The sequence below is a fragment of the Streptomyces sp. NC-S4 genome (assembly GCF_054353315.1).
In genome coordinates this window covers 8,533,696-8,557,609 of sequence record NZ_CM135937.1, presented here as the reverse complement: position 1 = coordinate 8,557,609, position 23,914 = coordinate 8,533,696, and the positions used below count along the sequence as shown (strand labels likewise).

The 23,914-nt window shown below is 72.4% G+C and carries 20 protein-coding genes; 8 read left to right on the top strand and 12 right to left on the bottom strand.

Annotation, left to right across the window (positions count from 1 at the left end):
• Positions 1 to 44 precede the first annotated feature (44 nt).
• Together ACXNSR_RS38340 and ACXNSR_RS38335 are read right to left on the bottom strand one after the other, a co-directional pair.
• Positions 45 to 395: a hypothetical protein gene (locus tag ACXNSR_RS38340; protein WP_458639954.1), complete on the bottom strand. Its 351-nt coding sequence runs from the start codon at positions 393 to 395 to the stop codon at positions 45 to 47.
• A 139-nt stretch (positions 396 to 534) separates the two neighbouring features.
• A complete protein-coding gene (locus tag ACXNSR_RS38335; RefSeq protein WP_458639953.1) occupies positions 535 to 1,197 on the bottom strand; it encodes a DUF4232 domain-containing protein in 663 nt (220 codons plus the stop codon).
• A 163-nt stretch (positions 1,198 to 1,360) separates the two neighbouring features.
• On the opposite strand from ACXNSR_RS38335, the gene ACXNSR_RS38330 reads away from it, so the two are divergent.
• Positions 1,361 to 2,215, top strand: coding sequence for a hypothetical protein (locus tag ACXNSR_RS38330; RefSeq protein WP_458639952.1), 855 nt, complete (start codon positions 1,361 to 1,363; stop codon positions 2,213 to 2,215).
• 43 nt (positions 2,216 to 2,258) lie between these two features.
• Here the strand turns inward: ACXNSR_RS38330 and ACXNSR_RS38325 are convergent, their stop codons facing one another.
• From ACXNSR_RS38325 to ACXNSR_RS38315, 3 genes are all read right to left on the bottom strand, one after another.
• Complete coding sequence (locus ACXNSR_RS38325) at positions 2,259 to 2,486, bottom strand: hypothetical protein (RefSeq protein ID WP_458639951.1); 228 nt, start codon at positions 2,484 to 2,486, stop codon at positions 2,259 to 2,261.
• A 137-nt stretch (positions 2,487 to 2,623) separates the two neighbouring features.
• Positions 2,624 to 3,124: a hypothetical protein gene (locus tag ACXNSR_RS38320; RefSeq protein WP_458639950.1), complete on the bottom strand. Its 501-nt coding sequence runs from the start codon at positions 3,122 to 3,124 to the stop codon at positions 2,624 to 2,626.
• A 37-nt stretch (positions 3,125 to 3,161) separates the two neighbouring features.
• Positions 3,162 to 4,145, bottom strand: coding sequence for an RNA ligase family protein (locus tag ACXNSR_RS38315; RefSeq protein WP_458639949.1), 984 nt, complete (start codon positions 4,143 to 4,145; stop codon positions 3,162 to 3,164).
• A 105-nt stretch (positions 4,146 to 4,250) separates the two neighbouring features.
• On the opposite strand from ACXNSR_RS38315, the gene ACXNSR_RS38310 reads away from it, so the two are divergent.
• A complete protein-coding gene (locus ACXNSR_RS38310) occupies positions 4,251 to 4,586 on the top strand; it encodes an antibiotic biosynthesis monooxygenase family protein (RefSeq protein ID WP_458639948.1) in 336 nt (111 codons plus the stop codon).
• A gap of 24 nt (positions 4,587 to 4,610) precedes the next feature.
• On the opposite strand, the gene ACXNSR_RS38305 is transcribed toward ACXNSR_RS38310, so the two are convergent.
• From ACXNSR_RS38305 to ACXNSR_RS38290, 4 genes are all read right to left on the bottom strand, one after another.
• Positions 4,611 to 7,238, bottom strand: coding sequence for a SpoIIE family protein phosphatase (locus tag ACXNSR_RS38305; protein ID WP_458643504.1), 2,628 nt, complete (start codon positions 7,236 to 7,238; stop codon positions 4,611 to 4,613).
• Between the two features lie 182 nt (positions 7,239 to 7,420).
• On the bottom strand, positions 7,421 to 9,304 hold the full coding sequence (locus ACXNSR_RS38300) for a VanW family protein (RefSeq protein WP_458639947.1): 1,884 nt from the start codon (positions 9,302 to 9,304) through the stop codon (positions 7,421 to 7,423).
• A 123-nt stretch (positions 9,305 to 9,427) separates the two neighbouring features.
• Positions 9,428 to 10,867, bottom strand: a complete 1,440-nt coding sequence (locus ACXNSR_RS38295) for a lipase/acyltransferase domain-containing protein (RefSeq protein ID WP_458639946.1) — start codon at positions 10,865 to 10,867, stop codon at positions 9,428 to 9,430.
• An 11-nt stretch (positions 10,868 to 10,878) separates the two neighbouring features.
• On the bottom strand, positions 10,879 to 13,077 hold the full coding sequence (locus ACXNSR_RS38290) for a CHAT domain-containing protein (RefSeq protein WP_458639945.1): 2,199 nt from the start codon (positions 13,075 to 13,077) through the stop codon (positions 10,879 to 10,881).
• Between the two features lie 209 nt (positions 13,078 to 13,286).
• Between ACXNSR_RS38290 and ACXNSR_RS38285 the strand changes: the two genes are divergently transcribed.
• The 5 genes from ACXNSR_RS38285 to ACXNSR_RS38265 all read left to right on the top strand — a co-directional run bounded on the left by ACXNSR_RS38285 (position 13,287) and on the right by ACXNSR_RS38265 (position 18,654).
• Positions 13,287 to 15,200, top strand: a complete 1,914-nt coding sequence (locus ACXNSR_RS38285) for a serine/threonine-protein kinase (protein ID WP_458639944.1) — start codon at positions 13,287 to 13,289, stop codon at positions 15,198 to 15,200.
• Positions 15,201 to 15,384: 184 nt separating this feature from the next.
• Entirely contained in the window at positions 15,385 to 15,768 is a 384-nt protein-coding gene (locus ACXNSR_RS38280; protein WP_458639943.1) for a VOC family protein, read from the top strand.
• An 80-nt stretch (positions 15,769 to 15,848) separates the two neighbouring features.
• Positions 15,849 to 16,325 (top strand): MarR family transcriptional regulator, encoded by a 477-nt coding sequence (locus tag ACXNSR_RS38275; protein WP_458639942.1) that lies wholly within the window; start codon positions 15,849 to 15,851, stop codon positions 16,323 to 16,325.
• A 133-nt stretch (positions 16,326 to 16,458) separates the two neighbouring features.
• A complete protein-coding gene (locus tag ACXNSR_RS38270; protein ID WP_458639941.1) occupies positions 16,459 to 17,625 on the top strand; it encodes a sensor histidine kinase in 1,167 nt (388 codons plus the stop codon).
• 369 nt (positions 17,626 to 17,994) lie between these two features.
• Positions 17,995 to 18,654, top strand: coding sequence for a peptidoglycan recognition protein family protein (locus tag ACXNSR_RS38265; protein ID WP_458639940.1), 660 nt, complete (start codon positions 17,995 to 17,997; stop codon positions 18,652 to 18,654).
• A 12-nt stretch (positions 18,655 to 18,666) separates the two neighbouring features.
• On the opposite strand, the gene ACXNSR_RS38260 is transcribed toward ACXNSR_RS38265, so the two are convergent.
• From ACXNSR_RS38260 to ACXNSR_RS38250, 3 genes are read right to left on the bottom strand one after another with little or no spacing between them, the layout of a single operon-like run.
• Positions 18,667 to 19,944 (bottom strand): acyltransferase family protein, encoded by a 1,278-nt coding sequence (locus ACXNSR_RS38260; RefSeq protein ID WP_458639939.1) that lies wholly within the window; start codon positions 19,942 to 19,944, stop codon positions 18,667 to 18,669.
• A 2-nt stretch (positions 19,945 to 19,946) separates the two neighbouring features.
• Positions 19,947 to 22,097, bottom strand: a complete 2,151-nt coding sequence (locus ACXNSR_RS38255; protein WP_458639938.1) for a bifunctional polysaccharide deacetylase/glycosyltransferase family 2 protein — start codon at positions 22,095 to 22,097, stop codon at positions 19,947 to 19,949.
• Positions 22,098 to 22,127: 30 nt separating this feature from the next.
• A complete protein-coding gene (locus ACXNSR_RS38250) occupies positions 22,128 to 22,607 on the bottom strand; it encodes a hypothetical protein (RefSeq protein ID WP_458639937.1) in 480 nt (159 codons plus the stop codon).
• 363 nt (positions 22,608 to 22,970) lie between these two features.
• On the opposite strand from ACXNSR_RS38250, the gene ACXNSR_RS38245 reads away from it, so the two are divergent.
• Positions 22,971 to 23,906, top strand: coding sequence for a glycoside hydrolase family 16 protein (locus ACXNSR_RS38245; protein WP_458639936.1), 936 nt, complete (start codon positions 22,971 to 22,973; stop codon positions 23,904 to 23,906).
• The last annotated feature ends 8 nt before the right edge of the window (positions 23,907 to 23,914 follow it).

The following is a 23,914-nucleotide window of genomic DNA, read 5'->3' as shown; positions in this document are numbered from 1 at the left end:
GCCCGCCCGCAAGCGGCGGGGCCCGGGGGCAGGCGGGTGCGGGGTCAGTGGATGACGCTGAAGCTGCGCCAGGGCAGGCTCACCGGGGCCGTGACGTTCGAGAGGGTGGTGGCCACGTAGATCCCGTCGGCCTTGTCGGTCTTCTGGCAGTCCGGTGTCCGGTACAGGACGATGTCGACGAGGGTGTTGTTCTCGACGTGCGTGGCCCCCTTCGGGATGCCGATCTTGTGGCAGCCGACGACCGGCGTGTTGGAGTAGCTCAGCTCGACCGGCGAGTCGTGTCCGCGGAAGGTCAGCATGCCGACGGTGCTCCGGCCCAGGCCCGAGCAGGCGCTGGCCGTCAGGAGCAGTGCTGCGACGCCCACGAGGGTGCTGATACGTCGGCTGTGGGACATGGGCTCGGTCCTCGTCTGTGCGGTGGTGACGGTCCTTGTCCACAGCCTGACCCGGCGGGGCGCGGCCGGCCTGCGTTGCTCGGCCGACCGGATGAACGCGGACGTGCCGGCGACCGCCACGCGGGGCCGGCGGGCCGGTCTACAGGCTCAGCGCGTCCTCCGCGTTGTTCATCCAGGCGGTCACGGAGTTCTTGGTGGGCGAGACGTACAGGCCGGGAGTGGACGCCTTCAGCGGCGTCTGCTTGAGGTCGGACTCGGTGCTCATGGTCAGCGCGATCGAGTTGACGGTCTTGCCCTTGCCGTCGTTCGCGCCGCCCATGAGCCCGGCGTAGGCCGACTGGCCCGGCTCCAGGCGGAGCGCGTCCTCGATGCCGGGGGCCGCGCCCCGCTGCGTGGCCTGGCCGTCCAGGTCGCCGAAGGTGACGATCGGGTGCCCGAGCGCCCTGCACGCCTTGGTGCCCTTGTTGGTGATCTTCAGCAGGTAACTGCTGGTCGTGGGCTCGGCCAGGTTCGCGGTGAAGGTCACGTCGAACGTGCTGCACGGGAAGACGTCGAAGTCGGGGTCGGTCGACCCCGGCTTCGGGGACTTCGACGGGGTCGTGGTCTTCTTCGGTGCCGCGGACTTCGACGCGCTCGCGCTCGGGCTGGGGGCAGCGGTCGCGCTCCCGCCGGGCCCGGCGGTCGGGCTCGCGGCGGGCGTCCCGGACCCGCCCGCCGCGCCGTCCTCGGTGGGGCCACAGGCCGTCAGGGCCAGTGCGGATACGGCGGCGAGGGCGATGGCGGCCTTGCGTACGGTGCTCATGATGATGGTCCCCCCTGGGGAATGCGCGGAACGCGCCGGGCTGGGCCGTGCTGGCTGAGCACCAGCGTCCCGCAGAAGCTTCACAGCTTGGTGACGGTGCGTCGTCGGATCGACCACGGTTGCGGACGGGGCCGCGGTCCGGCCGGCCTTAGCATCTGGGTCCATGGGGATATCGCAGGAGGACGGCCGGTCCGGCGGGTGGCGGGTCACGGTGCGGGCACGGGGGCGCAGGGCCGGTCTGCCGCCGGGTGGCCCGTCCCGTGCCGGGGGCAGGCCGCTCGCCCGGCGGCAGGATCTGCGGATCCACGGTGCCGCCGGGAAGATCAGCTGCATCGACGACTCGGGACGCACCCGCTGGACCGCGCTCTGTTCCGGCGTCCCCAACGCCGCCCACATCTCCGGCGGCCGGGTTCTGGTCACGACGGACTCCCTCGCGTACACGGCCTGGGGAAACCTGGGCCCGGCCGTGCTGCTCGACCTGACGGACGGCAGCCGGATCGCCGAACTGCGCGGCGCCCGCGGCGCGGCCCTGGGCGGCGGCCGGTTCGTGCTCGGCCTGGAGGGCTACGACGCCTTCGACACCTGGGCGTACGACCGCGACGGCGCCCTCTACGACTCCTGGCGCAGCTACGGCCACTACGTGATCGGGACCGGCATCCGCGTCGTCGAGACCGACCGCAACATCCCGACCGGCAGCCGGGTGGTCCGGCTGCTGCCCGGTGGCACGGTGGAACGCGGACCGTCGCTCACCGACCCGCAGACCCCGGAGCCGCTCGTCCTCACGGACGGCACGATCCTGGTTCTCGACGCCGGAGTGCTGCGCGCCGTCGGCCGCCGGCTGGAGGACACCGTCCTCGCCGAACTGCTCGCCATCGACGCCGCGGAAGCCTGGCGCTACCACGGCGCGCTCCACCGCGCCGGCGACGAGATCACCGCGACCATCACCGAACAACACCCCGACCGGCCCGGCGAGCACAGTCACCGGACCTGGACGCTCACCCTCCACCGGTGCAGGTGAGCCCGCGCACACCCGGGTGCGCGCGGGGCCTGGCCGGGAGGGCTCAGTTCGCCACGACGGTCAGTACGGCCGAAACGACCGTGACCGCGGACGCGGCCACCATCCAGTTCCGGCCCCGGCCCGACAGCACCGGGAGCCCGTCGGCGTCGGGGTCGGCCTCCTCGGATTCCTCTCCCGGCCCCCGCAGGCGCGGACATGACCGGCAGTCCGGATCGTGGACCAGTGTGTCGAGCCAGACGACACCGTCGAGCGGCGCCCGAGCGAACAGCATCCCGTCAGATTCCATAACCGGAAAACGCCATGATCCGCATCAGGCCACTGCCGACGGCCGGACCGAGGCCCAACCGTTGCCGACCAGCCGATCGGACAATGCGCTCAGCGCACCGGGCGGCCCCCCGCGCGCCGGGGTCAGCGGCCGTGGCGGTTGTCGTAGATGGTGAGGCAGAGCGCCTTCATCGCGGTCTCCGCCAGCCTGGGGTCCGCGCCGTCGTCGATGGCTTCGAGGGCGGCGGCCGCCGAGGTCCGCACCGGGTACGGCAGGCCCTCGTAGGCGGAGATGCGGTAGGCCATCGTGCGGCGGGCCTCGCGCTCGGACTCGGTCACCCCGTCGGGGGTGAGCGGGAAGACGGCTGCCTGATAGGTCGCGATGCACACGAGGGCGGCGTCGGCGAGGCCTTCGGCGTAGCCGTCGGCGGGGACGGCCTCGTGGTCGGGCTGGAAGAGGGCGAGGACCTGCCGGCGGGAGAAGAACGATCCGAGCGCGGCGCCGAGACCGGCCACGGCCCCGAAGACCACCGCCATCAGCCGGCCGGACACGAGCACTCCGAGGCAGGCTCCGGCCACCGCGCCGCACGTCACCAGGACGAAGGTGATCATCAGGTGGATGCGGGAGCCGATCGGGGACTTCATGCCAGCAGTATGCACAGTGCCGACGGAGCCGGTGGTGTCAGGAGCGGCGGTCGGCGGCGTCGAAGCGGGCCAGGGTGAGGGCTCCGGCGTGCAGGCACTCCTCCAGTGCGCGGTGCGTCGACGCGTCCAGGCCGCCCAGGGCCTGCGCCACCTCCTCGGTGGCGTCGCGGGCGATCTCGGCGGCCAGCTCGTCCGGCGGGGTGCGCGGTCCCAGTTTGCTCACGGCGGACGCCGCCCGGGCCGGGGTGAGCAGGCCGGTGCCGTGGGCGAGCAGCCAGCCGGGGACTCCTGCCGCGCCTTCGGCGGGCGCCCGGTAGGGGCGCGAGCCGTCGAAGCGCTCGTCCTCGGCGAAGGCGGGCTGCTTGAACTTGGCCATGGGCCGCCCGGGTTCGCGGGATCCGTCGGCGGGTTTGACGACGAGGCCCTCGGCGAGGTTGCCGGGCAGCGCGGGCAGCCGGGTGGGGAAGACCGACGGCAGTTCCTGCAGACGCGCGAGCGGGCCTTCGGCGAGCAGCGGGACGCACAGCAGCCCGGCCTCGGCGGCGGCCGCGCGCAGCGTCCGGTCCCCGACCCAGCGCGGGCCGTCGTGGTCGGTGACGGTGGCGTCGAAGGGGAGCCAGAGGAGTTCGGGTGCGTACCAGACGCCGGTCTGGACGGGCTCCGCGCCCGGTACGGCGGGTACGCCGGGGTGGGGGTACCGGCCGCCGGCGAGTTCGCCGTAGACGGTGACGACCGCCGAGACCGGGGCTCCGGTGTCCTCGCGCAGGCGCCGGGCGCAGCGGGTCGCGGCGACCGACAGCGCGGGCCAGATCCGGCCGACGCCGAAGAAGTCGTCCAGCCCGCCGTCCGTGAGGAGTTCGCGCCGCTTGGCGGGGTGCGCGCCCGACGCGTCGCACACGACGGCGAAGTTGGCGCCGTGGATCTTCTCGTGGGCCACCCAGTTCCGCCCGCGGACCTCCCCGAGCCGGGTGTTGGAGGGGATCTTGGGATACGGGGACCAGGGGCGGGGTTCGGCGTGCACCAGGCGATGGTAGCGAGCGCGTCCGCGAAGCTCCCCGGGTTTGTTTCCGCCTGCTCGGCGGGCGCTGGGGGACACCCCCTAGGGTGGCGAGCAAAGATCCACATCATGATGCGGGGGTATCGGGGCGTGTTCGCCGTGATCTATCGATGGCGGCTCAGGCCGGGCATGGAGCAGCAGTTCGCCGACGGCTGGCACCGGGTGACGGCGGCCATCCACGCGCAGTGCGGCAGTTACGGCTCCCGGCTGCACCGGGCGGACGACGGTACCTGGGTGGCGTATGCCCGCTGGCCCGACGAGGCGGCGCGCGAGCGCTGTTCGGCGCCCGATCCGCAGGGGGTCGCGATGATGGTGGAGGCGATCGCGGAGCGCCTGCCGGAGACCCGGATGCGGATCGTCGACGACATGCTGGCGGAACCGGGCGGCGTCCCCGGCGCGGTCTGAGGGGCCCGCGGGGCGCGGGGACCGTCAGATGGGGTCCACGTCCAGGAAGGCCGCGAGGGCGGCCTCCGTGCCGCCCGCGGCGCCGGGCAGGGCCAGCTCGGCCCAGATGACCTTGCCCTCGGGCGTGTACCGGGTGCCCCAGTGCTCGCTGAGCTGCGCGACGAGGAACAGGCCGCGGCCGCCCTCGTCCGTGGTGGCGGCGTAGCGCAGGTGCGGGGCGGTGCTGCTGCCGTCCCACACCTCGCAGGTCAGGTTGTGGTCGTGGAGCAGGCGTACCCGTACGGGTGCGCTGCCGTGCCGCAGGGCGTTGGTGATCAGCTCGCTGAGGATCAGTTCCGTGGCGAAGCCGAGGTCCGTCAGGCCCCACTCGTCGAGCTTCTTCGCCGCGGCGTTGCGCATGGCGCCCACCGCGCTCGGCTGGAACGGTACCTCCCACTGGGCGACCCGGTCCGGGCCGAGCGTCCGGGTCCGGGCGATGAGCAGGGCCACGTCGTCGGTGGGCCGGGGCGGCAGCAGCATGTCGAGCACGGCCCGGCAGCTCTCGTGCGGGTCCCGGTCGGGGTGGCTGAGGGCCGCGCGCAGCAGTTCCAGCCCCTCGCTGATGTCCCGGGTCCGCTCCTCGATCAGCCCGTCCGTGTAGAGGACGAGCTGGCTGCCTTCCGCGAGGTCCAGCTCCGCGGTCTCGAAGGGCATGCCGCCCAGCCCCAGCGGGGGTCCGGCCGGCAGTTCCACGATCTCCGTCGTGCCGTCGGGGGCGACCACCAGGGGTGGCAGGTGGCCGGCCCGCGCCATCGTGCAGCGCTGGGACACGGGGTCGTAGACGGCGTACAGGCAGGTCGCGCCGAGGACGCCGCCGTTGACGTCGTCGCCCTCCCCGTCGTGGTCGATGCGCTGTACGAGGTCGTCCAGGCGGGCCAGGATCTCGTCGGGCGGCAGGTCGAGGGAGGAGAAGTTGTGCACGGCCGTACGCAGGCGTCCCATGGTGGCGGCGGCGTGCAGGCCGTGTCCGACGACGTCTCCGACGACCAGCGCGACGCGGCAGCCGGCCAGCGGGATCACGTCGAACCAGTCGCCGCCGACCCCGGACTGCGCGGGCAGGTAGAAGTGCGCCACGTCCATGGCGCTCTGCTCGGGCAGGGCGCGCGGCAGCAGGCTGCGCTGGAGGGTCACGGCGAGGGCGTGTTCCCGGGTGTAGCGGCGCGCGTTGTCCATGCTGACGGCGGCGCGGGCGACGAGTTCCTCGGCCAGGGACAGTTCGTCCTCGTCGAAGGGTTCCTGCTTCTGCGACCGCCAGAAGTTGACCACGCCGAGTACGACGCCCCGGGCCATGAGCGGGGCCGCGATGAGGGAGTGGATGCCGTAGTCCACGATGGCCTGGGCGCGCGGCGGGTCCTGGGCCTTCCAGCCCGGCGCGTCGGCCAGGTGGGGCACCAGCTCGGCCCGGCCGGTGCCGTATCCGCGCGCCTGGGGGGTCGAGGGCAGGAAGTCGATCAGCCGGCCGACGGGGTAGAGGGGGTGGTCGGAGCGGATGCCGTAGACCGCGGTGCGCCGCATGTCGGAGCCCGCGCGGGGCTCCTCTCCGTCGATGACCTGGTCGGCCAGGTCGACGGTGACGAAGTCCGCGAAGCGGGGGACGGCCACGGCGGCGAGCTCCTCGGCCGTCCGCACCACGTCGAGGCTGGTGCCGATGTCGCCGCCCGCGTCGTACAGCAGTTTGAGGCGCCTGCGGGCCGTCTCCGCCCGGCTGGTCAGGACCTGCATCTCGGTGGAGTCGCGGATGGTGATGGCGGCGCCTTCCGGGCGGCCGCGGGGGTGGGTGGGCCGCTGGTTGACGACGAGCAGCCGGTCCCCGCTCTCCAGGACCTCGTCGGTGGCCTCGCGGCCGGAGAGCAGCAGGTCCGCCATCCGGCGGTCCAGGCCCGGCACGTCGGCGATGTGGCGTCCGTCGGCGTCCTCCGGGAGTCCGAGCAGGCGCTTGGCCTCGTCGTTCGCGAGCAGGAGCCGGCCTTCGCCGTCGGTGATCAGCACCCCTTCGCGGACGGCGTGGAGCACCGCGTCGTGGTGCTCGTACATGCGGGTCATCTCCTGCGTGCCGAGCCCGTGGGTCTGGCGGCGCAGGCGTCTGCTGATGAGCGCGGTGCCCACGGTGGCCAGGGCCAGGCCGGTGGCGATGGCCAGGAGGATGACCGGGAGCTGGCGGTCGACGACGCCGGTGACGTTCTTGACCGTGAGGCCCGCCGAGACCAGGGCGTTGACCTTGCCGTCGGGCCCGGTGACCGGCACCACGGCCTGGATCTCCTTGCCGAGCGGGCCGTCGACGCTCTCGGTGTGGACCTGGCCCTTCAGCGAGGGCTCGATGGTGCCGACGAATCGTTTCCCGATGCGGTCCGGCTGGGGATGGCTGTAGCGGATGCCGTTGGTGTCCATCACCACGATGAAGTCCACCCCGGCGGCCTTGCGCGTGGTCTCGGCGAGGGGTTGCAGCGTCTTGGACGGGTCGGCCGACTTCAGGGTGTCCTGGAGGCCCAGGGAGTGGGCGAAGGTCTGGGCGACGGAGACCGACCGGTTGCGCGCCTCGCGTTCGGTGTCGTGCCGCGACTGGAGGACCAGGGCCAGCAGGGCCCCGGCCGCGAGCAACACCACGATCGCCACCTGGAGGACGAATACCTGTCCGGCGACGCTCTTGTTCCGGTTGCCTAGAGGTGACCGCACCGACGTGCCCGGCACGGGTGGCGAGGAATGGTCACGAACCCAGTTGTAGCACTTCCGGGCGTCCGCGGCCCCCGACATGCACAGGGAGCGCCCGGATTGTCACACCTGGTCCTCCGGTGACGTCAGTCGGCGTGGCGCTGGGCCTCGGTCCCGGCGCCGTCCGCGACGGCGGACGACGGGGTCCGCGCGAGCGCCGGGGCCTGCGGTGCGCCGCCCGGCGCGGCACTGGGGGTGGCGCCCGCGGTGGCGCCCGGGGTGGCGCCCGGAGAGGCTTCCGGCGCGCCCTCCGGGGTGCAGGTGACCTCGTCGCGCGGCGTGTAGTGGGTCTTGAAGTCCTCGTGCTTGACTTCCTTGCCGCCCTGGACGAAGGTCCGGCCGACGGTGACGTCGAAGCCTTCCAGGGGCGTCTGGACCTCGCAGGTGTCGCCGCTGCCGGTCCGCTTCCCGGGCGGCGTGATGTTGGTGCGCGGCCCCTTGGTGGCACGTATCTCGTCGTACTTCTTCGTGCCGAGGAAGGAGATGGTCAGCGAGGTGTCGGTGGACCGGGCCTGGATGTACAGCGGGTGGCCGGAGTCGTTGATCCAGCGCAGGTCGAGGGTGCCCCAGGCGACGGTGGCTTCCCGGCCCTCGGGGTAGCGCTCGATGTAGAAGGAGTGCGCGCCGTGCTCGACGGGCTTGACGCCCGCGAAGAACGCGGCGTTGTACATGGTGGTGGCGACCGCCGAGACACCGCCGCCGGGCGATTTCACGTACTGGCCGTCGTTGATCATGATCCCGTCGACGAAGCCGTTCTCGGGGGTGCGCTCACCGACCGTGCGGTTGAAGCTCCACTCCTGTCCGGGCATGACGACGGAGCCGTTGATGAGCTCCACGGCGCGGCCGATGTTGGTGGTGCGGTACGGGGCGGCCGGGAATTCGACGGTGAAGGAGGAGACCTTCTCCTTGATGCCGAGACGCCGCGTTTCATCGGCGGTGAGGTCCGGCTGGACCGCCACGGTGGCGACCTCGCCGCTGCGGGCGGCCGCACCGGTGCGGGTCAGCAGGGGCAGCACGGCCCGGCCGAGCGCGTCCTGGGTCACCTTTCGTCCCGTACGGCCCTGGTCGGTGATGACCACGCGGCCGTCGGCGGCGAGGCCCGGCACGGCGTTGCGCGGCGTACGGGTGACCTCGTCGATCGTGGGCGCCACGGCGGGGTCCGCGAGCAGGCCCTTGGAGTCGAGGGCGGGCACGAGGCGGCCCTGCCCGTCGGTACGCATCTTGAGGTGTTCGCCGAGGACGGCGGGGGTTACGGACATCCGCCGGCCGGCCACGGTGAGCGTGACGGGCCCGGACATCGCGGGCTCGGCGAACTGGCGCATGGCCCGTCCGGTCTCCTCCGCGCCGACGCGCGGCTCGGTGCGCGCGACCGGCAGGACGACGGGAGCGGTGTGCGGCCGCAGATAGGCGTCGCGGAGGGTGGCGAGGGCCCGGTCCTCGACGAGGGAGACGCCGGGGAGCGGGGTGACGGCCTTCGCCGTGCCCTTCTCGAACGTGATCGCCCCGTCGCGGACGTGCTGCTCGGTGGTCAGCCCGAGGCGGTCCACGGCGGCGCGGGCGGTCTGCTCGTTCATGCCGATCACCGGCGCCACGTCGCGGCTGCCGGAGGCGAAGAGGCTGCCGATGACGGTGCCCGGACCGTAGCCGGTCCGTACGACGCGGTCGACGGTCGCCTCGGCGTCGAGGGAGAGTCCGAACGCGGCGGGGTCGGCCTTCTCCACCCGGTCGCCGATCTTCACCGTGATCGGCGCCGCGGCGGCGGGCCCGAGCTGCCGGGTCAGCGCCTGGCGCGCCTCGGCCCGGCTCATGCCTCCGAGGTCCACCCCCAGGACCCGTGTGCCCTGGTCTATGTCGCCTCCGACCGCGAGAGCGGTTCCGTAGAGGCCGCCCAGGGCGAGGACGACGGCTCCTCCCGCCGCGATCGGCAGAGCGATGCGTCGGTTGACCGTCCAGCTGCGCACGCGTCCCATATCTCTCCCGTGGCGCCCACCGGTCCCTCAGGTGGCGCGGGCCGCAATGGCAGCCATATACGACAATTACGGGAAACAATGATCCCTGCCGAATGCCCTATTTGGGGATGAATGTAATCGTTGTCACGAATCCCGCCGCGGCTCCGCGGCGTCCGTGCCCTCCGGACCGGCGACCACGAAGACGTCCGACAGCGGGGCCGTGTCGGCCCCGGCGCTGATCAGCAGGTCGTACGTGCCGGCGGGCAGCACGCCGACGTCGACCCGCTGCCTGCGCCGTGCGACCGTGAGCTCGCGGGCGACCACGGCCCGGCCGGTGGTCCGGGCGGTCACCGAGAGTCGCGCCGGGACCTCGGGCAGTTCGCTCTCGCCGAGCGCGCTGATGGCGCCGACCTCGCAGACGACGGGTTCGCCGGAGAGGTAGAGATCGTCACCGAGGTAGCTGAACCACGAGGTCACGGCGGCGCGCAGGTCGTCGATCCGGATGTCGTGCAGGGACTGGAGGATGCCGCCGAGGTGGTCGAGCATCGCGTCCTGGTTCTGCAGGCTCCCGTGCTTCTGCGGGACGAAGGTGCGGGCGTCCTCGGTGCCGGAGAGGGCGGCGGAGAGCTTGGGCACGGTGCCGTCGCCGCCCTCGTCGGCGTCCCCGCGGACCATCAGGGTCTCGGCCTTGTGGTCGGTGAGCCGGGCCGACTGCCGGGTGGGCTGGTCCATGCCGACGATGGGGTGGTAGACCACCTGGTTGGACTCCCAGTCGGACTTGTTCCTGTTCTCGGTGGCCGCCTTCTCCATCTCGCCGAAGAAGTCGGTCAGGTGGCTGCTCCACTGCGGTTGCCAGCCGGGCAGCCCCGCCTTGGCCGGGGTGGCCGCCTCGCCGTCCGGCCCGTACACGCACCTGTAGACGGGTACGAGCTGGTGGAGGCCGGTGAAGGAGCGCAGGAGGCGTGTGAGGTCCTTCTCGAACGGTCCGATCCGCTTCTGGAAGCCGTTGCACAGGAACTCGACGGCGTTGAGCGAGCCGTAGTAGGGGGTCCCGAACGTCACGATGGCCCGGGTGTCCTTCCAGCCGCCCAGCACCTCGACGAAGTAGCGGGAGACGAGCCCGCCCATCGAGTGCCCGATCAGGACGAGCTGGGCCGCGGAGTTGCCGCTCGTCTCCCGCCAGTCCCGCAGCCAGGTGGCGCTCCGCTCGGCGAGCCTGCGGGCGGCGGCCCGGTTGTCGCGCCGCCAGTCGTACGGGAACGGGAAGTAGTTCCGGCCCTTCTGCAGGTCGAACCGGGCCAGCAGGAACTTCTCGATCGCCGTGTAGCCGTCGATCTTCCACAGTCCGGGCAGCGTGTGCAGATCGGGCACCAGACGGTCGGCGGCGACGCCGTCGCCGAGATCGTCCACGAGCCAGTCGTCCGCACCGAGTTCCAGGGACTCCAGCGAACCGCCGAGGCTCGCCAGCGCGCCCAGTACCGCCGAGGCGGAGGGCGCCCACACGTCCTTGCCGTTCCTGGTCAGCACGCTCCCGCCGATACCGGGGAGCAGTACGACGACATCGGCCATCGGGATCCTGGCCATGAGTGGACCTCCTAGCTGCCCCCTGGTCGGACGAACGGGTCGGCCGCGTCCCCGTAGTGCTGGTAGGCGGCCCAGGAACTCCAGCGCTGCCCGCTCGGCGCGACCTGCGGGCCGTCCGGGCCGTCGGGGCCGTTCCGGCCCTGCGGACTGTCGGGTCCCGGCTCCTGCTCCCCGGCGGCGCGGAGCCCGTACAGGCGCCTGCGCGCCGCGCGGACGGCGCCGCCCACCGTCGGGGTCGCCTCGCCGGACCCGCCCTTGAACAGGTGCGTGTAGAACTGGTCGGCGAAAGTGATCCCCTGGTCGTCGGGGATCCGCCAGGCCGCCCCGATGTAGTGCCCCACGCCCATGCGCAGGAACTCGTCGGCGAGGCTCGGCACCAGCGCGGCCTGCGGGTTCCCCCAGGGACTGCGGCCGGCGAGGCCGGGCGCCGCGTCCGGGGCGCCGGGGCCGGCGGCGTCGCCGAGGCGGGCCGTGTAGCAGGCATTGGCCACGACGATCAGCGGCGGGCGTTCGAGCAGGGCGAGCTCCTGGGCGGTCAGCAGGCCGTCCGCGAAGACCCAGCCCGAGCGGCGTCCCGTACCGGAGAGGTCGAAGTCGCTGTGCCCGCAGTAGTGCACGATGTGGTTGCCCCCGCACAGCAGGACCCGCAGCACGTCCAGGCGCCGGGCGGGGTCGACTCCCGGTTGGCGCAGCGCGTTCGCCGCGCCGACGAAGAGGCTGACGCTGGCCCCGAGCTCCTTGAGCCGGGAGGCCACCGCGAGGGCCTCCTGGCGGGCTCCCGGCAGGTGGAAGCCCTTCTCCGGGTCCCCCGGGTCGCCGATCACCAGAGCGCGCAGCGGGCCGTCCGCGAGGCCCTCGGTCATCACCCGCGAGTAGGTCGTGCGCAGTTGCCTGGACAGCTGGGTGCGGATCGCCAGGGGATCGCGCTTCTCCACGCCGGCCTGCTGGATCTCGGCCAGGAACTCCCAGGGCACGGAGGCCGTGTCCCGGTCCAGTTCCAGCAGCACCGTCGAGTCGTCGGTGAGCAGCCGCTGGAAGTCCGGCGGCACCACGAACCGGGACAGCAGGTCGGGCAGTTCGCACGCGTCCTTGACACTCGGCTCCGTCAGCCGGTCCACGAGTTCGCGCAGCAGGTCCATGTCCACCGGCACGAGCCGCTCCGGTACGGTGGCCCGCCCGGTCAGCGCCGCCCAGCGCAGGCCGCCGACCCCCGACTGGACGGACATCCGGACGGGAACCGCGTCGTCCTGGGCCTCCGCCGGTCTGCGGACGGTCACGGACAGCTCCGTGTGCTCGACCGAGGCCAGGTCCGCCAGCTGCTCGCGGATCTTCCCCCGGATGTTGTCGTCGAAGCCGGCGAGCACGGTGTGCAGGACGTCCTGCGCCGACCCGGGCGGACCGGGGCCGCCCGGGGTGCCGTCGGGGGCGGCTTCGCCCGCCGGCCCGGCGAGCCCGGTCAGCGCCGACAGGGCGTACACCGCGGCGGAGGGTCCGAAGAGCTCGCCGCCGGTCTCCTCGCGCAGCGCGGGGACGATCCGTACCTGCGGGAGCTTCGCGGCGGAGTCCGTGAGTGCGAGGTGGAGCTGTTCCGCGCGCAGCCGGTCGACCTCCAGGAGGAGTACGTCGGTGAGCCGGGGCGGCGGCGCGGGCGGGCCCAGTGGTGCCAGGGTGTCGGCGAATCCCCGGACGAGGGCGCGGGCCGCCTGTTTGACGGTCAGATTGCCCGTACCCGAGCCGATGAGCACGGTGGCCATGGTCCCGACGTGGCCGAGCCCGAGCGCTTCGCCGAGCAGCGAGGCGTACAGCTGGACGGCGCGGCGTTCCGTCAGGGTGCCCATCGGTCCCATGCCGACGACGGCCGCGCAGCGCACGGGGCCCTCCCTGCAGGGGAAGTACGTGACCTCGCCCAACTGGGCCTCGATCCAGCCGAGCTTGGTGTGCTCGGTGATGGTGCGGCGGGGTTCGACGGAGATGGCCCGGTCGAGTGCCAGTTCCGCGGCTGCGGGCACTACCGACTGGTAGTGGCCCGTGACGTGCAGATCGGCCTCGATCCGGGCGATGTCGCCCCAGATCACGGTGATGTTGAGCGTTGGACCATCGGTGCGCGGGGGTCGGGCGGGGGCCGGAGCGGGAAACCGAGGGGGCGGGTTCGAGGCCGTCGGTACGTCGTCCAGCAGGTCAGCGATGCGAGCGGCGGCGGGGGTGCTCACCACGCTCCTCCCTTCGAGTCGCCCGAGCTTCTCGATCCGAGTGCGTCACATCTGTCTCCCCGACTGGATTATCCCACTACCGGGGCCGGGCCGTCGCGCGGGCCGGTCCCACGGGGACAACTCGGCTTCCGGCGACCCGCGTTGCCGTCCCGGGATCATCGGGGTTAGATTTCTGGAAACTTCTCCAATTTCGAGTGGGGCTGGCTGACGTGTCAGAGCTGACGGGGAGCGGGGCCGAGCCGCTGGAGGCGACGGATCCGCGTGGTATCGGGTCGATCCCGCTGGTGGGCCGGCTCGGGGCCGGTGGCATGGGGCGCGTCTACCTCGGTATCCGCGAGGGGCGGTACGTCGCCGTCAAGCAACTGCTGTCCTCCGTCGTCGGCGAGGACCAGGACTTCCTGCGCCGTTTCGGGCACGAGTTGGACAACCTCGCCCGGCTGCCCGCGGACGCCACCGCGCCGCTGCTCGACAGCGACCGCACCGCCACTCCCCCGTGGTTCGCCACCGCGTACATCCCCGGGCTCACCCTGCGGGAGGCCATCGCGCTGCACGGCGGCCCGCTGCCCGCGCGGGCCCTGTGGCTGCTGCTGCGGGAGGCCGCGGCGGGACTGGCGGCGGTGCACGCGCTGGACATGGTGCACCGGGACCTCAAGCCGTCCAACGTCATGCTGACCCTCGACGGACTCACCCTCATCGACTTCGGCGTGGCCCGGGCGGCCGAGCAGAGCCAGCTGACCCGGACCGGCATGGTGGTGGGCACGCCCGCCTACATGGCCCCCGAACAGGCTTCGGGGCGAAGGCGGTTGAGCGGCGCCACCGATGTGTTCGCGCTGGGCTCCGTACTCGCGTACGCGGCGTGCGGCAGGCCGCCGTTCGGCGACGAGTCGGGGCACGGGGTGCTGTACCGGATCGTCCACGAGGAGCCCGAACTGGAGCCCTTGCGGGAGCTGGAGCCGGAGCTCGCCGAGCTCGTCGCGGCCTGCCTCGACAAGGACCCCGAGGGACGTCCCACCGCCGCCGAACTCCTCGAACGCGCTCGCGGGCACGGGCCGTCCGGCGCCCCGCTGTGGCCGGAGGCGGTGACCGAGCGCCTGACGGAGCGGGCCGCCTTCGCGGCGAACGTCCAGGAGGCCGATGTGCCCACGGTCCCGCTCACGGGCGGGCGGCCGGAACCGGAACCGGAACCGGAGCCCGCACCCGGGCCCGCGCCGGAGAAGGCCCCGGCTCCGGCGGCCCCCGCTCCCCCGGTCACGGCCCGTCCGGAACGGTCCGCGCGCAGCCGCCGCACCCGCGTCCTCCTCGCCGTCGTACCCGTCGTCGTGGTCGCGAGCGGTACGACCCTCGCCATCCAGCACCTGCCGTACGCCTCCGCGCCCCAGGCCGGGGCCGGCGACTCCCCGGCCGCTCCGGTCACGGCTTCGGCCCCGGCCGGCCCGACCGGGTCGGCGGCGGCATCGGGTACGGCGAGTACGGCGGGCGGCGGCCCGTCGGTCGCGCAGTCACCCGCGCAGCCGCCCGCCCAGGACCCGGGAGCGGCCGCGGCGGCGGCCGCCGGGGGCGCGGGCGGCACCGGCCCCGGCACCGGCACCGGCACCGCGCCCGGCGCGGGTCCCCTCCCCGGCGGCGGTACGCAGCCCGGCGCGGGCGGCGCCGGGAACTCCGGCAGCCCCGCGAACGGGGGCGGCGGCTCCGGCGGTACGCGACCTTCCGGCGGCGGAACGTCCACGGCGCCGACGGCCCCACCGCCCCCGGCACCTCCCGCGTCCGGCACCTACCGCTTCCGCAACGGCAACAACAGCAAGTGCATCACGCAGGTCTTCGGGGCTTCGGACTACGGCGACTGCACGGACGCGAGCGCCCGGTGGACCGTACAGAGCGGATCGGACGGCAGCTTCAGGCTCGTTAACCAGCAGGGCGGGGGCTGCCTGTACGCCAACATGCTCGGCCAGGCGGTCTTCGTCGGAGACTGCTCCCAGGGCACCGCCCGACTGTGGCGCACGGGGTCGGGCGGCAGCCTCCGCAACGACTTCAGCGGGGGCTGTCTCGACCTGGGCATGAGCGGCGGTCTCGTGACGAAGACGTGCGGCGGGGAGGCGTCGCAGCGCTGGACCCGGCAGGGTTAGGGCCTGTCGTCAAACTCCCGTCGTCGCCCGGAGGGCGGCCCCGCGGCGTCTGGTGCGTGCTCTCGGCGTGCCGGGCGGAAGCGCGCGTACTGGACGTACTCGGCTTTCGCCCGGTGCGGCGAGAGGGCGTGCCAGGCGCCGTGGGGCAGACGGGAGTTTGACGACAGGCCCTAGGGTGAGCCGCATGGTCTCAGTGGTGCAGAACGTGGCGATCGACTGTGCGGACGCGTATGAGCTGGCCCGGTTCTGGAGCGAAGTGACGGGCTGTCCGGTGTATCCGCACTCCGAACCGGGCGACCAGGAGACGCTGGTGATGCTTGCGGAGGGCCCGGTGCTGTACTTCAACCAGGTGCCGGAACCGAAGACGATCAAGAACCGGATCCACCTGTGCCTGAATCCGACGACCTCGCGCGAGGAGGAGGTCGAACGGCTGTTGAAGCTCGGAGCCACCCTGGTCACCGATCGCCGGCAGCCCGACGGTACGGGCTGGGCGGTTCTCGCCGATCCCGAGGGCAATGAGTTCTGCGTCCTGCGCAGCGAGTCCGATCACGCCGCGACGCCCTCCTGAGGCACCCGCCCTTGCCCTCAAGCGCACTTGAGGTCCTACGGTCTCCGTATCACCTGCACCGCACCGTGAGGGAGCCCGACATGACGACCCAGCAGATGTCCGACGCCGAACTCGCCGGACAGCCCGCCGCCTACTGGACCGGTATCGCCTACGAGGCCCTCATAGGGTTCACCCGGGCCCGGATAGCCGAAAAGGACTACACCCAGCCCCAGTTCTGGCTGTTGCGCAATCTGTCGGTGAACGACATCTCGCCCGACGGCCAGGGGATGACCCTGCCCGAGCTGCGGGAGGCCATGGCCTCCTACATCCGGCACGAGGACGACCTGGCGGCGGAGGCCGAGGTCCTCCTGGAGCGCGGCTGGCTGACCCGGGACCCGCAGGACCGGCTGTGGCTCACCGCGGAGGGCGAGCAGGCCCGCGTCGACCTCGCGCGCAACGCCCCCGCGATCCGTGCGGCCCTCCACGAAGGCATCGACGACGCGGACTACGTCACCACCCTGAAGGTGCTCCGGCAGCTGATCCGCAACGCGGCCGGCCCGAGCGCGCCCTCCCTGTAGCCGTCGCTCCGGCGGTGTCACCGCCCCGTCCGCAGGGGTCCCGGTCCGTGACCGTCACGGGCGACGGCGATCCCCGGCCATCGGGCTCCCGGCGCGCAGGGACGGGGCGGGTGGATGATCTAATCTGCGCGCTATGTGGTCTCCTCTCTTCCGCCTCCTCGCCGTTCCCGGCAGGGCGGCGGTCCTGCTGCGGTCCCTCGCAGCCTGTGTGCTCGCGGCCGCCGCCTGGGCGGACGTACGCGCCGGGACGTTCACCGGACCGGCGTCGCAGGGCCGGCTCGTGCTGTCGGCCACCGCCGTCGGCGCCGTCCTCGTCGCCCTGCCCCTGCTCAAGGAGGCCTGGTCGTACGCCTACGCCGGAGGCGCCGCCGCCACGGCCTCGCTGATCTGCACCGCGGCCGTGCACGTGAGCCACGCCGCTGTCGGCGTCTCCTCGGCCTACGGGGCGTTCGAACCGGTCGCCCTCCTCGTGGTGCTGGCCTTCGTCGCCCGGCGGGGCCCGGCGGCCGCCACCGTGCCGGTCGTCCTGCTGCTGGCGGCCGCCATCGTCCTGCGACCCCTGTCCATCGGCGTACAGGAAGGAAGCCTGACCGTCGCGTTCGGCCTCACCCTGGTCACCGTTCTGGTGGCGGGGGCGAGTGTGACCGCCCGAGTGGTGGAGGCGGACCGGCGGCAGCGCGCACACCGCCTCCGGCTCGAGCAGCGGATCGAGCTGGCCAGGGATCTGCACGACCGCCTCGCCCACCACGTGACCGGCATCGTGGTGCAGGCCCAGGGCGCCCGGGCGGTCGCCGCCAGGCGGCCCGACATGGTCCTGCCCGCTCTGCAGCGCATCGAGGAGACCGGGGCGGAGGCGCTGGTCTCCGTGCGGAAGATGGTCGCCGGGCTCACGGCCGGCGAGAGCGACGCACCGCCGGCCGCACCCGGCGGCATGGACGACCTGCGGGCCCTGGTACGGGGGTTCGCCCTGAACGGTGTCCCGGCGCACCTCACCGAGGAAGGCCCGACGGACACCGTTCCGCCCGATGTGGCCGCCACCCTGCACCGGGTGACGGTGGAGTCCCTCACCAACATCCGCAAGCACGCCCGCCACTGCCGTCACGTCGGCGTCCACGTCCGCGTCCGTCCCCACGAGGCCGCCGTACGGATAACCAACGACGGAACGGCCCACCCGGCCTCCCGCCCGGGCTACGGTCTGAAGAACCTGCGCGAACGCGTCACCCTGGCCGGCGGCACCTTCCGCGCCGGGGCCACGGCCGAGGGCGACTGGCAGGTAGGGGCCCGCATTCCGCTCGCCTAGGCATGGGTCAAGCGCAGGGGCACCTTCATCCGGAAGGGGATTCGGCGGCCGTCCGGCCGTCGGCCCGCCTACGGTGGAACCGGGCAGGGGGGCGTACCAGTCGGCGGCACCCTGCCGCCCGGCGGGGGACGGCCCCGAACCGCACCCCGCACTCGTGGCCCCGGCAGCCTGCCGGGGCCACGGAACCGGCCGCGCCGCGTTCGGCCGTCACGAAACGGTCATCGTCCGGTCCCATTCCGACACTAATGGTCGTGAAGCATTCCGCTGGAGAACGTCAGTCCAGCAAGGGACCCCTCCGATGCTCCGTTCCCGACGAGCCGCCGCCAGGGCGCCGCTCGCGTGACCCACCGCAAACCGAAGGCACGACCCATGTCGCGCCGCACCGCAATGCTCTGCACCAGCAGCGGACTCATCGCCACCGCCTTCGGGGTCGTCGTCGACCGCGGCGGGGACCCCGGGCCCGTCCGCACCGAGGCGCAGGAGGAGAGCACGGCGGAGCCGCCCGCCGAAGCGGCTCCCGAACCCGGGAGGCAGGCCTGGATGCCGGACGCCACCCTGCGGCCCCTGTCCGTGAACTTCACTCCCGGCGGGCTCAGGGAGATGCGGGGTCTGGTCCTGCACGTACAGGAGGGCGAGAACTCGCTCCACGACCACTTCAGCGACCCTGCGGCCCAGGCCTCCGCGCACTTCTGGGTCTCGCAGTCCGGCGAGATCGAACAGTACGTCTCCGCGCACGACCGGGCCTGGGCACAGGGCACCGGCAACCCGTCGTGGCTCTCGGTGGAGACCTCGGGCTTCGCGAGCCGGCCGCTCACCGCGCAGCAGGTGGACTCCGTCGCCCGGATCTACGCCTGGGGCATGGCCCAGCACGGCTGGCCCCTCGAACCCGCCTCCACACCGCAGGGCCGGGGGCTGGGCATCCACCGCATGGGCGGCCGGGCCTGGGGCGGACACTCCTGCCCGGGCCCGCTGCGCTCCGCCCAGGCGGGAGAGATACTCGGCGCGGTCCGCACCAAATACTCCCGGTAGGCGCGGCCCTGCTCAGTCGGCGGCTCGGCGGCGACCCCGGCGGCGGGGGTACGGAAAGAGGCGTGGCGGGCGTTTGGCGGCCACGTCCTCGACCCAGCCGAAGGCCAGCACCAGCAGCCCGAGCAGCGGGAGGGCCACCAGCAGCGTGAACCACTGGCTGGCCAGCAGCCACTGGAGGTTGTCGTAGAAGAAGGGGACGCTCCAGAGGGGGTCGATCAGCGGAACGGCGACCACCAGGGCCACCTGGTGCCACAGGTACACGCTGACGGCTCGCGCGTTGAGCAGGCCGACCAGGCCGCTCCAGCGTTCCAGCGGCCTGGGCCAACGCGCCCACGACGGGCTGGCGTGGAGGAGGATGGCGACGAAGCCGAAGGACCACAGGGCCTGGGCGATCGGCCAGGCCTCGATGTCGGTCGCCACGGTCGGATCGACCGGACGGGTCTGCAGGTACCAGAAGCCGGCGACCATGATCAGCGGTGCGACGGACGGCAGTACGTACTGCGGGATCTTCTTGAGCAGGCCCTCCTGATGGGCCATGCCGAGGATCCAGCAGGCGCCGAAGGTCGCGAAGTCGTTGGCGGTCTCCCACACCCGGCTGTACACGAACTCCTGGTCGGCGAAGAACGCGTTCATGACGATGACCATCGTCGGCGGACCGGCCAGCGTCGCCACCGGAAAGCGTCGCAGTGCCCTGAGCAGCAGCGGCGAGAGCAGGACGTACCAGAGGTAGGCCCGGAGGTACCAGAGCGGGACGGTGATCTGCACGGCCCAGCTCGCTTCCAGGTGCTGGAAGCCGGACAGCTCCTCCGCGTACGGCGGGGTGCTCAGCGGCAGGATCCAGAAAGCCAGCTTGGACCACCACCAGGTGGGGTGGCCCTCGGACTGCGGGCCCCACCCGTCGAGGATCTGGAGGGCGATCAGTACGGCGCCGAACAGCCACATCGGGGGCAGCAGGCGGCGCAGCCGGCCGCGGATCACGCCGAGGGCGGGTCGGCTGAGCGAGCGGGCCATCAGGGCGCCGGCGAGGGCGAACATCACGCCCATCGACGGGAAGACGAGCGGCAGCCAGAACCAGCCGAAGTTGTGGTAGAGCAGCACGCGACCCAGCGCCAGCGCGCGCAGTAGGTCCAGGTAGCGGTCGCGGCCGCTCCCGATCCCAGCCGACTGCTGCTGCTGCGGCGCAGGCCTCGGCTCGGTCTCCTCGTCCCGCGTCGGCTCGACCCGCAGTGCGGCCGGAATTCTCAGCTGCATGGTGTCCCGGGTGCGACCGAGGTCGAAGGATGCGGTCACGGTCAGGCCTCCACCGGTACGGCGACCTCGCCGGTGCGCCTGAGCTTCTGCCAGCGCAGTCGGCCACCGGTCATCGCCGTGATCGCGGACTGCAGCAGGACGATGTACATCAGCTGCCGGTAGACGAGTTGCTGGATCGGCAGGCTGATCAGGTGCCAGGGCTTCTCGCGGTCGAGCCGGAAGGCGTACCACGACAGTGCGGCCTGGAGGAGGATGAAGCCGCCCCAGCTGGTGAGGGTGATCGGGGCGTCCCCGAACAGCACTCCGTACAGCAGGAACAGGTCGACCAGCGGCGCCAGCAGCGGGGCGATCACGCCGAACAGCACGACGAGCGGGAGCCCGAGCCGTCCGAAGCGCCCGGCCGGGCCGCGGGACGTGACGGCACGGCGGTGCTTCCACATCGCCTGCATGCTGCCGTAGCTCCAGCGGTACCGCTGGGACCAGAGCTGCTGCAGGCTGGCGGGCGCCTCCGTCCAGGCGCGGGCGTGCTCGGCGTAGACGATCCGCCAGCCGTCGCAGAGCACCGCCATGGTGATGTCGGTGTCCTCGGCGAGGGTGTCGTCGCTCATTCCGCCGACCCGCCGCAGGGCATCCTTGCGGAACGCTCCGACGGCGCCGGGGATCGTCGGGATGACGCCCAGCATGTCGTACATCCGGCGGTCCAGGTTGTGGCCGAGGACGTACTCGATGTGCTGCCAGGCACCGATCAGGCTGTCGCGGTTGCCGACCTTGGCGTTGCCCGCGACCGCGCCGATCGCCGGATCGGCGAAGGGCTGCACGAGCTCGCGCACGGTGGACGGCTCGAAGACGGTGTCCCCGTCCATCATCACGACGATGTCGTACGAGGCGGCCGCGATGCCGGTGTTGAGCGCGCTGGACTTGCCGCCGTTGACCTGCCGGATCAGCCGGACGAACGGCAGGTTCATCTCCTCGACGATGTCCGCGGTGCCGTCCGTGGATCCGTCGTCGATGACGATCACCTCGATCGGATGGTCACTGACGGCCAGGGAGTGGAGGGTGTTGGCTATGCATTCGCGTTCGTTGTAGGCCGGGACGAGCACGGTGACCGGCTCGGTGACGGGCGGCCCCCAGGCGTCCCTCCGTTTGGCGCGGCGGGCGTGGATCGGAGCGAGGACGAGCATCAGCGCGAACCGTCCGAAGTTGAGGAAGCCGACGAGGGCCAGCAGTGCGACCAGCACCGGCAGGGTGAGCACGGCGACCTTCGTGGCCCAGACGAACCCCTTGCCCGCCCACAGCTGGAACCCGTGCACGGGCACGGTCGCACCGGAGGCGCCGAGCGCGTCGGAGATGGTGGTGAAGCGGTAGCCCTGGGCCTGCAACTTGTCGATGATCTGCACGAGGGCGGCGATGGTCTGGGTACGGTCGCCACCCGCGTCGTGCAGCAGGATCAGCGCGCCCGCACCGGGCTTGGCCGGCATCGCCGCCTTGACGATCTCGTTCACGCCGGGGCGCTTCCAGTCGTCCGTGTCGCGGTCGATGAACGCGGTGAGGTAGCCGCGTGCCCCCACGTACTTGATGACCGGATAGTTCCAGTCGTCCATCGCGGTGGCGTCGGAGGAGTACGGCGGACGGAACAGGGCGGAGTGGACGCCCGCGACACCGGCCAGCGCCAGCTGCGTCTGCGCCAGCTCCCAGCTGATCCGGGCGTGGGACTGGTACACCAGGTCGGGGTGGGTGAAGGTGTGCACTCCGAGTTCATGGCCGCCCGCAACGATCTGCCGGATCAGCTCCGGGTTGCGCGTGGTCATCGCGCCGGTCACGAAGAAGTCCGCACGGATCCTGCGGGCCGCGAGCACCTCGAGGATCTTCGGAGTCCACTCCGGTGAGGGGCCGTCGTCGAAACTCAGAACCGCGGTCCGGTCGGGGATGTGGTAACTCACGGGGTGCTCGTTCCTGGCGCCGCGCGCGTCGATGACCGGACCGCCCTTGAGCAGGTCGGCCGGAACCGTCGTCTTGTCGACCGAGATGGCGATCCGGGAGTCGTGGAACGCCTCGTTGGTGGCGAGGCCGCGCAGGACGAGCAGGGCGAGCAGGCAGGCCAGCAAGGACAGCGGCATGAAGAAGCGCAGCGGCGGCGCGGCCAGTCGGCGCGGCCTCAGCAGGGACTGCCGGCGGCGCTGGTGGCGGGACAAGGGTGCTCCTGGAGATGGTGGTGCCGGCGATCAGGGGTGCTTGGCGGGCCGGCTCGAAGGCTTCGCGCCGTGCAGCGCGGTGGTCACGGGTTTCGGCGGGGTGACGGCTGCCTTGGACGGTGCGGCCGCGTTCTTCGACGGGGTGGCCGAGGTCCTGGCGGCCGGGATTGTCTTCGACACGGGCGCAGCTGACCGCGTGACCGCCCGAGGTGAGGCCGGCGGGGTCGGCGGGGACGACCGGGGCGGCGACCCCGACGGCACGGGTGAGCGCGAGGGCTGTGCGGGGATGCCCATCGTGGGGGCGTCCGCCTGCACACCGATCAGGCTGCTGCCCATGGCAACCGCCAGGATCGCGCCGAGCACGGAGACGGGCCAGCCGAAACCCCGCAGCAGACGGCCGCGCAGACCCGACTGGTCGACGAACACCGGTGCGGGGGCGGGTTCCTCGACGGCAGGATCGGACGTTCCAGGATTCGACCGGGGTACCGATCCGCGCTGGACGGAAGTCATGGCTGGGCGCACCTTGCGAGGCCTCTCATTGCAGGGTACGTAGAGCGCGGGATCGCAAGGCGAACGCTAGTGCACCGACCCGGATCGACTTGGGCCCGATGTCGGGATATGAACCGATCTACTCGTGGGTCGTGACCAGATAGAAACGGAATTTTCCATACCGGTTAGCCGCTGCGCCCACCGCCGCCGGGTGCCGGTCCGTACGCGTAAGGACGGGCCCGTGGGCGGTCCGTGGGCGGTCCACGGGCGGTCCATCGGCGGTCGGGGAGCGCCTTAGGATGACGCCCGCATCGGTTCGGCCGGTGACGACACCCCCGCACGGGGCGTGCCCAGGTACCGCCTCTACGCCCCCAAGGAGCCCGCGTGAGCCAGCCCCGCCGCACCCCTCGTCGCCGCGCGCGGACCGCGCTCACGCTGCCCGCCCTCTTGTGCGTGCTCGCCGCGTGTTCCGCCGGCCCCGGCGACGACGCCGCCCCCGCCCCGACCGTCGCGCCGACCCCGTCCGGTCCGCCCGGAACCCTGTTCGACAGCTTCCACTACAGCGGCCCCGGCGACCCGTCGCTCGCCGCCCACGGCTGGGAGGTGCGCACCGGCGGGGGCGGCCCCGGAATCCAGGACACCTGGTCCGCCGCCGGCGCCGACTTCCCCTCGGATGCGACCGCACAGGGCGGCAGGGTCCTGCGACTGCAGTCCTCCACCGACGGCACCGCGCAGGGCACCCGGCAGGTCGAGGTGCAGGGCACCGGCAAGAACCTCTTCACGGGCACTTTCGCCGCCCGGGTCCACTTCAGCGGCAAGCCCACGACCGGCCGCAACGGCGACCACGTCGTCCAGACCTTCTTCCCGATCTCCCCCGCAGACGATTCGGCGGACTACAGCGAGCTGGACTTCGAGTACCTGCCGAACGGAGGCTGGGGCACGAAGGGTCCGCGTCTCGACAACGTCAGCTGGCACAAGGCCGATCCGCCGGACCGGGTCAGCCACACGCTCGCGCGGCGCACCGAGGGCTGGCACGTCCTGATGGTCACCGCCATGAACGGAACGGTCACCTACTCCCTCGACGGCGAGGTGCTGTTCACCAGCTCCGGCAAGTACGTCCCGCGCGAGAAGATGGACATCCACTTCAGCAACTGGTTCATCGACACCCCCGCCCCGGGCGGTCCGCGCACCTGGGACATGAAGGTCAACTGGGTCTACTACAAGGCCGATGAGGCCGTCTCCCGGGCGGACGTCCAGAAGACGGTGGACGGCTTCTACAGCGCGGGCACCACCCACATCGACACCGTGCCGAAGGCCTGAGCAGCAGA

What these genes read in the sequence shown, in the direction of transcription:
- ACXNSR_RS38265 (WP_458639940.1), top strand. Translation starts at nt 17,995, where the DNA reads ATGTCGCGCCGCACCGCAATGCTCTGCACCAGCAGCGGACTCATCGCC.
- ACXNSR_RS38270 (WP_458639941.1), top strand. Translation starts at nt 16,459, where the DNA reads ATGTGGTCTCCTCTCTTCCGCCTCCTCGCCGTTCCCGGCAGGGCGGCG.
- ACXNSR_RS38295 (WP_458639946.1), bottom strand. Translation starts at nt 10,867, where the DNA reads ATGGCCAGGATCCCGATGGCCGATGTCGTCGTACTGCTCCCCGGTATC.
- ACXNSR_RS38325 (WP_458639951.1), bottom strand. Translation starts at nt 2,486, where the DNA reads ATGCTGTTCGCTCGGGCGCCGCTCGACGGTGTCGTCTGGCTCGACACA.
- ACXNSR_RS38300 (WP_458639947.1), bottom strand. Translation starts at nt 9,304, where the DNA reads ATGGGACGCGTGCGCAGCTGGACGGTCAACCGACGCATCGCTCTGCCG.
- ACXNSR_RS38320 (WP_458639950.1), bottom strand. Translation starts at nt 3,124, where the DNA reads ATGAAGTCCCCGATCGGCTCCCGCATCCACCTGATGATCACCTTCGTC.
- ACXNSR_RS38340 (WP_458639954.1), bottom strand. Translation starts at nt 395, where the DNA reads ATGTCCCACAGCCGACGTATCAGCACCCTCGTGGGCGTCGCAGCACTG.
- ACXNSR_RS38275 (WP_458639942.1), top strand. Translation starts at nt 15,849, where the DNA reads ATGACGACCCAGCAGATGTCCGACGCCGAACTCGCCGGACAGCCCGCC.
- ACXNSR_RS38330 (WP_458639952.1), top strand. Translation starts at nt 1,361, where the DNA reads ATGGGGATATCGCAGGAGGACGGCCGGTCCGGCGGGTGGCGGGTCACG.
- ACXNSR_RS38310 (WP_458639948.1), top strand. Translation starts at nt 4,251, where the DNA reads ATGATGCGGGGGTATCGGGGCGTGTTCGCCGTGATCTATCGATGGCGG.
- ACXNSR_RS38250 (WP_458639937.1), bottom strand. Translation starts at nt 22,607, where the DNA reads ATGACTTCCGTCCAGCGCGGATCGGTACCCCGGTCGAATCCTGGAACG.
- ACXNSR_RS38335 (WP_458639953.1), bottom strand. Translation starts at nt 1,197, where the DNA reads ATGAGCACCGTACGCAAGGCCGCCATCGCCCTCGCCGCCGTATCCGCA.
- ACXNSR_RS38280 (WP_458639943.1), top strand. Translation starts at nt 15,385, where the DNA reads ATGGTCTCAGTGGTGCAGAACGTGGCGATCGACTGTGCGGACGCGTAT.